At 23.6% G+C, this 7,658-nt stretch carries 9 protein-coding genes and 1 tRNA gene; 2 read left to right on the top strand and 8 right to left on the bottom strand.

The genetic code is table 11. The annotated features are described in order from the left end of the window. The coding region (locus QW117_00950) for a hypothetical protein (protein MEM3405523.1) at positions 1 to 1,283 on the top strand (1,283 nt) is incomplete at its 5' end. A gap of 23 nt (positions 1,284 to 1,306) precedes the next feature. On the opposite strand, the gene QW117_00945 is transcribed toward QW117_00950, so the two are convergent. From QW117_00945 to QW117_00920, 6 genes are all read right to left on the bottom strand, one after another. Then, positions 1,307 to 1,426 (bottom strand): nucleolar RNA-binding Nop10p family protein, encoded by a 120-nt coding sequence (locus QW117_00945; protein ID MEM3405522.1) that lies wholly within the window; start codon positions 1,424 to 1,426, stop codon positions 1,307 to 1,309. Beyond that, complete coding sequence (locus QW117_00940; protein ID MEM3405521.1) at positions 1,423 to 2,121, bottom strand: S1 RNA-binding domain-containing protein; 699 nt, start codon at positions 2,119 to 2,121, stop codon at positions 1,423 to 1,425. The genes QW117_00945 and QW117_00940 overlap by 4 nt, the downstream gene beginning before the upstream one ends. Before the next feature lie 24 nt (positions 2,122 to 2,145). After that, complete coding sequence (locus QW117_00935; GenBank protein ID MEM3405520.1) at positions 2,146 to 3,468, bottom strand: DHH family phosphoesterase; 1,323 nt, start codon at positions 3,466 to 3,468, stop codon at positions 2,146 to 2,148. A gap of 18 nt (positions 3,469 to 3,486) precedes the next feature. Next, a complete protein-coding gene (locus QW117_00930; protein ID MEM3405519.1) occupies positions 3,487 to 3,852 on the bottom strand; it encodes a hypothetical protein in 366 nt (121 codons plus the stop codon). A gap of 286 nt (positions 3,853 to 4,138) precedes the next feature. Then, positions 4,139 to 4,211, bottom strand: a tRNA-Gln gene (locus QW117_00925). A 67-nt stretch (positions 4,212 to 4,278) separates the two neighbouring features. Next, positions 4,279 to 4,890 (bottom strand): KEOPS complex kinase/ATPase Bud32, encoded by a 612-nt coding sequence (locus QW117_00920; GenBank protein MEM3405518.1) that lies wholly within the window; start codon positions 4,888 to 4,890, stop codon positions 4,279 to 4,281. A gap of 83 nt (positions 4,891 to 4,973) precedes the next feature. On the opposite strand from QW117_00920, the gene QW117_00915 reads away from it, so the two are divergent. Further along, positions 4,974 to 5,447 (top strand): dockerin type I domain-containing protein, encoded by a 474-nt coding sequence (locus tag QW117_00915; GenBank protein ID MEM3405517.1) that lies wholly within the window; start codon positions 4,974 to 4,976, stop codon positions 5,445 to 5,447. 48 nt (positions 5,448 to 5,495) lie between these two features. On the opposite strand, the gene QW117_00910 is transcribed toward QW117_00915, so the two are convergent. After that, entirely contained in the window at positions 5,496 to 6,047 is a 552-nt protein-coding gene (locus QW117_00910) for a hypothetical protein (protein MEM3405516.1), read from the bottom strand. 24 nt (positions 6,048 to 6,071) lie between these two features. After that, positions 6,072 to 7,442 carry a signal recognition particle receptor subunit alpha gene (locus tag QW117_00905; protein ID MEM3405515.1) on the bottom strand — a complete coding sequence of 457 codons (1,371 nt, stop codon included), beginning with the start codon at positions 7,440 to 7,442 and terminating at the stop codon, positions 6,072 to 6,074. Positions 7,443 to 7,658 lie beyond the last annotated feature (216 nt).

The raw sequence follows: 7,658 nt of genomic DNA, 5'->3' as shown, positions 1-7,658 counted from the left end.
GCTGCACTCCAGTAAATACATGCAAAGATTTATGCTTAAATGTAAAATGTAATAACAGCGAGATAAAATGTCCTGATGGAAGCATAAGTTCATGTCAAAATACATGTGATCCTAAAACCGGATTATGCACAAGCTGCACACCAATTTGCAATGAATCTATTGATAGAAAATTTCAAAATCAGAGTTTTGTTTATCTATATGGTTCTGGCGGAGGTGGTGGAGAAAGTTCTGCTGGAGATAATAAAGAAAAACAAAGAGAAAAAGAAGAAATCTTATATTTTGTTATTCCAGAAGAAATAAACTTAGAATTAAAACAAAAAGAATTAAAGAAATTTAATTTAACTATAATAAATAATGGATCAAAAGATATTAATCTTCTTTTTATTTCAGACACAGAAAATATAAAGGCTCCAAGTTCTTTATATCTTTTAAATAAAGAAATGGAAAATGTTTCTCTTGATATAATTGGACCTAAAGATATTGGAATATATAAAGAAAATATAACCATAATGACAGAAGGAAAAGATAAAAAAATTCCAGTTACTCTAAATGTTATTTCAGGAGCTTTATTTGACGTTGTTGTTAGGGTATTACCACAATACAAGAAAATTTATCCGGGAAAAGATGTAAGAGCAAGAGTAGAATTAATAAATATGGGTTATGGAAGAGTAGATGTTTATGTAAAAAGCTATATAACAAAAAAAGGAAGTAATGAAGAGATTTTAAGTCAAAGCAAGTGGGTTGCGGTAGAAACAAAATTAGAATTGTTAGAAGAATTAACTTTGCCAGACAATATAAAAAGAGGGGAATATACTTTTAATACTTTAATGACCTATAATAATATAACTTTAATTGGTCATGATAACTTTTATGTTGTTATGAATCCTTTTTGGATTTTAATCTTAGCTTTAATTGGCCTTATTTTTTTAATTCTTATAATACTGCTAATAAGAAACAGAAGAAAAAAGACAGAAAGAATCAGAAGTTTAAAAATGAAGACCGCAGTTGGAGAATTAAAAGATGAGCTAAAAGAAAGAGAAGAAATTGAAAGAAAAAGAAATTTAATCTTAATTAATAAGTTAAATGAATTAACGAATGAAAGTATAATTCATTATAAGAAAAATGAATTAGAAGATGCTAAAAATAAATATGAAGAAGTAAGAAATATATATAAAGATTTATCTTTAGATTATAAAAAGAAATTTTACCCCAAAGGAATTAAGTTATATAATTTATTAAAAGAAAAAATTAAAAAAATACCCCGTCTAGAAGAACCAGAATAATTTTTTAATACATCTTTATAAATTTATTCATTAATAATTATTTTTATAAATTTATAATGAGCAGATATAGTTTTATTATTACATTTTGGGCAATTATTCTTTAGAGTATAAATATTACATTTTAAACATTTTTTCATCTTCATTTTTCAATTAAGAATTCGCATTTTTCTTTTTTTGCTTCTTTTTCTATACTTTCTAACATAGAATCTATTTCTTTTTCTGTTTGTTTGTAATTAGAGGATTTTTTTGCTATTCTAAATTTAGAAGATCCTAAATAAATTATATAATCTTTATAAGGAAATAATATTTTTTTTATAACTTCTATTCCGTCACTTCTTTTAGTTTTAAGATAAAAATTTTTCTTTATCTCTTTTTCCTTTTCTTTTTTTTCTTTTAATATTTCTAATATTTCATTTGCTTGTTCTTTTGTAAAATATTTATCTAAAAGAGAAGGGTTTTCTTTCGATTTTTGTAAAAATTCATATATATTTTCATTTTCTTTTTTTATTTCAGAAATTATTTTATCAGCTTCACTTAAAGCTATTTTTTTTATTATATTAATAGAAGCATTTTCCTTTTGATATTTTTCTAAAAAATCTTTTCTCTCTTTTTCTGTTACCCTTCTCAAACTTAAATTTATTACACCATTTGGATTAATTCTTAATACCTTACATACTATTCTTTTTCCAGGAAATACGTAATCTCTTATATTTCTTATTCTTCCAGCTGCAATTTCAGAAAAGTTTATAGTGCCATCTATGTTGTTATTTATTTTTACAAATACTGCTGTTCCTTCTATTTTTTCTACGACACACATAACAAGATCATTTTCTTCCATAAAGAAAAGAAAATTATTCTATATTTAAATCTTTATGACTTCTATCTCAAGATTCTTCTTTAAAATTTCTAAAAATTTATCTTCATCATTTTTATTAATTATACAACCAGCAGCTTTTTTGTGGCCGCCATACTCGCCACCAACCACTTTAACAATTTTTTCTAAAATTTCTTTAGCATTTATTTCTTTTAATCCATTAGAGACTCTTACAGAAACTTTAATATTTTTTGAATCGTAAGCCATTCCAACAATAATTAAATCTTTTTCTTTGCTTATAGAATGAATTAATATACTTGTTATTGTTCCAATTAATGAACTTCTTATTCTACTTTTTGCATTTATTATAATATAATTTTTTCCTTCAATTTTATTTTCTTGTATAAATTGTAAGCCGTTAATTATTTCTTGTTTGTATTTAGCATATATTTCTTCTGCTTTTTTTATAGCTTTTTCTTTTTGTAAACATAGCAAAAGAGCAGTTTCACTATAACCTAATCTAGAACAAGCATTTATCATTGAACTTATATCTCTAGCATCACTTAATTTATTAAAAAATTTTATTAAATAGATATTTCCTATTAATTCTTTTTCTTCTATATTTGTTCTTAATAATATAGATGTTATCAATTTAGAAACTTCTTCTTTATTCAATTCTAGTAAAGTTTTATAAGATCCGTTTTCTTTTTTTATTCCACATTCATTTAATAATCTAATCACACCTAAAGAATCTCCTGTAACTCCTGGTATAAATATGTTTGAATATTCCAAAGTTTTATTAATCGGCCTTGTTGAAGGATAAAGCATTAATCCTTTTTTTATTACTACTTCAGCATCATTCAATATTTCATTATTCATTTTACTTATCTCTCTTTCTAAGACATCTCCAACCATACCTATAACAGCAAGATTTGCCATTTCTTTATCTTCTTTATTTAATGCCTTTGAAAAAAAATAACATAGACCAGCAGCACTTATTTGCTCTTGACCGAAAAGATGGGGATTAATAAAAAAAACCCTCTCGTATTTTTTCCTTTTTTCAGTTTCATGATGATCTAAAATAAAAACATCTTTGTTTAAGTTTTCTAATTCTTCTATATAAGAGCTGCCTAAATCTAAAAAAATTATAATATCTTTTTCTTTAGTTTCTTTATTTAAATTTTTTATAAATTCTTTTTCTAGATAAGGAACTATTTTTATCTTAAAAGGTACATCAATTTTTTTCAGAAAAAGAGAAAATATAGCAGCAGAAGTAATTCCATCGGTATCAAAGTGGGTTATTATATAAGCTCTACTATTTTTTATTTTTTCTAAAAAAATATTTGCTATATTTTTTATTTCATTCTTCATTTTAAAGTAAAAAGAAAATTATTTTTCTTTAATTTTTTCTAATTTTTTTACCTTTGATGCAACTATTGGTAAAATTCTTTTTGCTGTATAATCATGTTTATGTTTTGCTATATGTTTTTCTAATCTTTCTTTTTTTTCTTTAAGATTTTTAATATCAGGATCAATGTATAAATTATTTTCTTTTAAAATCTGGGAAATTTTTTTTCCAGTCTCTTTTTTTACATTATTTATGTTATATTTTTGTTTTAAAACTAATCCTATTTTTTCTGCTGTAAGACCAGATTTAGCTAATTCAATTATAATTTTTTCTATTTCTTTTTTTCCTTTAATTTCTTTTTTTTCTTCTATTTTATCTTCTACTTCTAATTTTTTTTGTCTTGCCATTTTTTATATTCTTTTTTATTTTTTTTCATTTTTAAATGTTATGATATTGCTATTTTTTAAAGAAATTTTTATTCTTACTATGTTTGTTTTATATTTTTTATAATTCATTTTTATTAATTTAACAATAATTCTTCTAATGTCCTCTGGATAAAGACAAATTTTTTTATTTTGATAATCCTTTTTTAAAATTAATTTTTATTTTAGCATCTTTAATTACTTTCTAAGAATATTTTTTTATGCATTTTTATTGTATTATAAAAGTTCTATTTTATTAAAAAGTAATTTATAGCCCTGCCAGGATTCGAACCTGGGTCCTGAGGTCCAAAGCCTCATATCCTTGACCGCTGGACGACAGGGCTATAGATATTTTAATTACAGTTAGTTTATAAAATTTCCTTTAATATTAAATTTATTATTTAAGTTTGGTCAATGTTTGTATCTTCCTCTTTTTTCTACTTTTTTAAATTGTTCCATTATTTTTTCAAAATCTTTATTAATTTTATAACCTTGCAAAAAAGAATTCCAAAGAGAATCAAAATTTTTGTAATGCTTTGATTCAAGAGCTTGTTTAAACAAATGCAAATCTACTGCTTTATCCTCTATTCTTTTGCTGAAAAAAGATAAACCAAAATCAATAAAATAAATTTTATTATTTTTTAATATCATGTTGCTTGTTGTTAAATCATTATGAATAATATCATTTTCATGTAGTATTGCAACTATATTTCCAATTTTTTCACATATCTTTTTTTGTCTTTCTAAAGAAAAGTTATCTAAATGCTCTGATAATTTTTTTCCTTCTATATATTCCATAATTATCTCTTTATTTTTTTCATCATCAGAGATAATTTTAGGAATATTTATTTTTCCATAAAGTTTTTTCATTATTCTTCCTTCTGCTCTTGTTCTTAATTTTCTTAATCTTTCATCTATTTCTGGAATTCTATAAGATTTTTTTATTCTTCTTTTTATTAGCAAATTATCTTTTTTAATAAGAATTGCTTCTGCCCCTCTTGCAAGAATTTTTTCATCTGTCATTTTAATAAAGAAGAATAGAAAAGTATATATATATATATCGTTTAATTTTTGAAAGAAAAAGATTTGAAAGGAGGTAAAAAACAATGGAAAAAAACAATTTAAATATCTTGGCAATAATTCTAATAGTTATTGTAGTATCAGTTGCAGTTACTTTAATAACAAACAAGATAACAGGAAATGTAATAAGAGTTAATGCAAATACGCTTGGAAAATATGAGGTATACACCAAAGAAGAGATTGATAATATGATTTCTCCTGTCAAATTAACTATTGGTGATTTAATAAAATATGTTGATACTTTGTATATTTGGCGTAATGATACTAAAGTTGTTAGTTGTTATAAAGGACAGCGAATCGGAGATTTAAATTCAGATGGAAAAATTGATATATCTGATTCGGTAATAATGGAAAATGTTCTTTCCGGAAGATTTATAACTACAACAAATATTTGTTGTATTGATCTAAATTCAGATGGAAAAATATCAGAATCAGATCATAAAATGCTACTTGATTTAGCACTTGGAGTAAAGAAATATGTAACTTATTGTTTAGCTTAGAAATTTCTATTTTTTTATTTTTTTTCTCTTTTTTCATTTTTTATTTTTTCAATAATGTATTTTCTTCCTAAATGAAAGATATATTAAGAAAAAAGAATAGAAAATTAATAAAATTGGAAGGATATAAATTATAAAATTAAAAGTACAAAAATAAATATCAGGACACTTAATTTCCTTTTTATCAATAATATAAAAAACAATAAATATATAAAAAGAAATTAAAGAAAAAATTACAGACAAAATTCTTGCTATTTTAATATTTCTTTTTATAAATTTATGAATAAAGAAGGTAAATAAAAATAAAAAAACACTTATTCCAATTACAAATGCAAAATAAAGTAAAATTATCCAATCACAACACTCATATCCATAGCTATTGGGATTTAATCTATAATTAATCCATTCAATTAATGAAAACACCCAATTAATAAACATTAAAAATATTAGAATTGACCCTGTAACTTTCATCCATCTGTCAAATTTTTTATAATTCTTAAAAAAAAGAATTATACAAATTAAAACAAGAGCGAATGGAAGTAAATATAATAATGAATAATTTATTATTATTTGAATAGTTCTTCTAATACTATACTCAATCATGTGATAATAAATTTACTTTATTTTTTAAATTTTTCCTCTGTATTTTTTAGCAAGTTTCATTAATTGTTTTCTTGATATGCCGCTAGGTATTTGTCCTTTTTGCAATTTTTCTATATCAATTTCTTTTTCTGTTTTTGCAAATCCTTTTATCATTTTGTATTGAGTTAATAATTCTTTTATTTCAGAAGTTTTTACTCCGCTGCCTTTGCTTATTCTTGTTATTCTAGAAGGTTGTTTTTCTAATAGTTCAGGGTTTTCTATTTCTGCTTTTGTCATGCTTTGTATTGCATATTTCCATCTCTTTGTTTTTTCTTGTTGTTCATCTATAGTTTCTGATTTCAATTTTTCTTTTAATGCAGAAATTCCCGGTATCATTTCTGTTAATTTAGAAAAAGGGCCTAAATTTTGCATACTCTCTATTTGATTATAGAAATCCAATAAAGTAAATTTTTCTTTTTTTATTTCTTTTTTTTCTGTTGCTGTTTCTATTTTTTCTATTAATGTTTTTAAGTCGCCCATTCCTAATAAACGAGAAACAAAACTTTGAGGAGAAAATTTTTCTATATCTACTATATGTTCGCCAGTTCCAATAAAATAAACTCTTGTATTTGTTAAGTAAGATGCTGTTAGTGCACCACCTCCTTTAGCAGAAGAATCCATTCTATTAACTATGATTCCATGAATAGTACAGGATTTTTTGAATTCTAAAACTTGCTTTTTTGCTGCTTGGCCTATATCAGCAGGAATTACTAATAAAGTATAATTTGGCATTATTGTTTTTTCTAGTTTCTTTATTTCTTTTATAAGTTCAGAATCTAAGTCGTGTCGACCAGCTGTATCTATAAAACACAAATCATATTTTTTTATATCATTTTTGTATTTCTCATATATTGTTAGAGGATTTTTTTCTTGTTTGTCTATAAAGCAAGAAACATTTATTTTTTTAGAAAGTTGTTCGAGCTGTTCAGGAGCTGCTGGTCTATGCACATCTAATCCTAACACACATACTTTAAATCCTCTTTTTGAATAATAGTTTGCAAGTTTAGCAATTACAGTAGTTTTACCGCTTCCATACAAACCTATAAACATTATTTTTTGTGATTTTCCTTTTTCTAATTTTAATTCGTATTCTTCTTTTCCTAAAATTTTTATTATTTCATCATAAATGAATTTTATTAGCTGGTCTTTTTTTTCTATGCTTTTAATTTTTTCTTCTTTTGCTTGTTCTTTTATTTTGTTTGTTATTTCTTTAACCAAATCTAAATCAACATCTGCTTCTATTAAAGCATATTTTAGTTCTTCTGCCGCTTCTTCTATTATTTTTCTATCTAGAAATATGGCATTTGCTATCTTGTCTTTTATTTTTCTCAATGTGTTTGATAATCCGCTTAACATTTTAATATAAATTTAGAAGGTATTATAAGTTTTGTTGTTTTAGAAATATGGAAAAATATCTAATTAGAACTTAAAAAATTATCTATTTTTCTTCCTAAATGAAAGATATATTAAGAAAAAAGCAAAAAAGAAAAACAAAGAAGAGAAGGAAGAAGAGCCTAAAAAAAAGAAAAGATAAAAAGAGAGTAAAAAGATATTATTTCTTTTAATATTTAA

The sequence above is a fragment of the Candidatus Pacearchaeota archaeon genome, from assembly GCA_038874355.1.
GTDB lineage: Archaea > Nanobdellota > Nanobdellia > Pacearchaeales > GW2011-AR1 > JAVZCO01.
The sequence above is the reverse complement of the archived record's forward strand: the minus strand, read 5'-3'. Positions and strand labels throughout refer to the sequence as shown.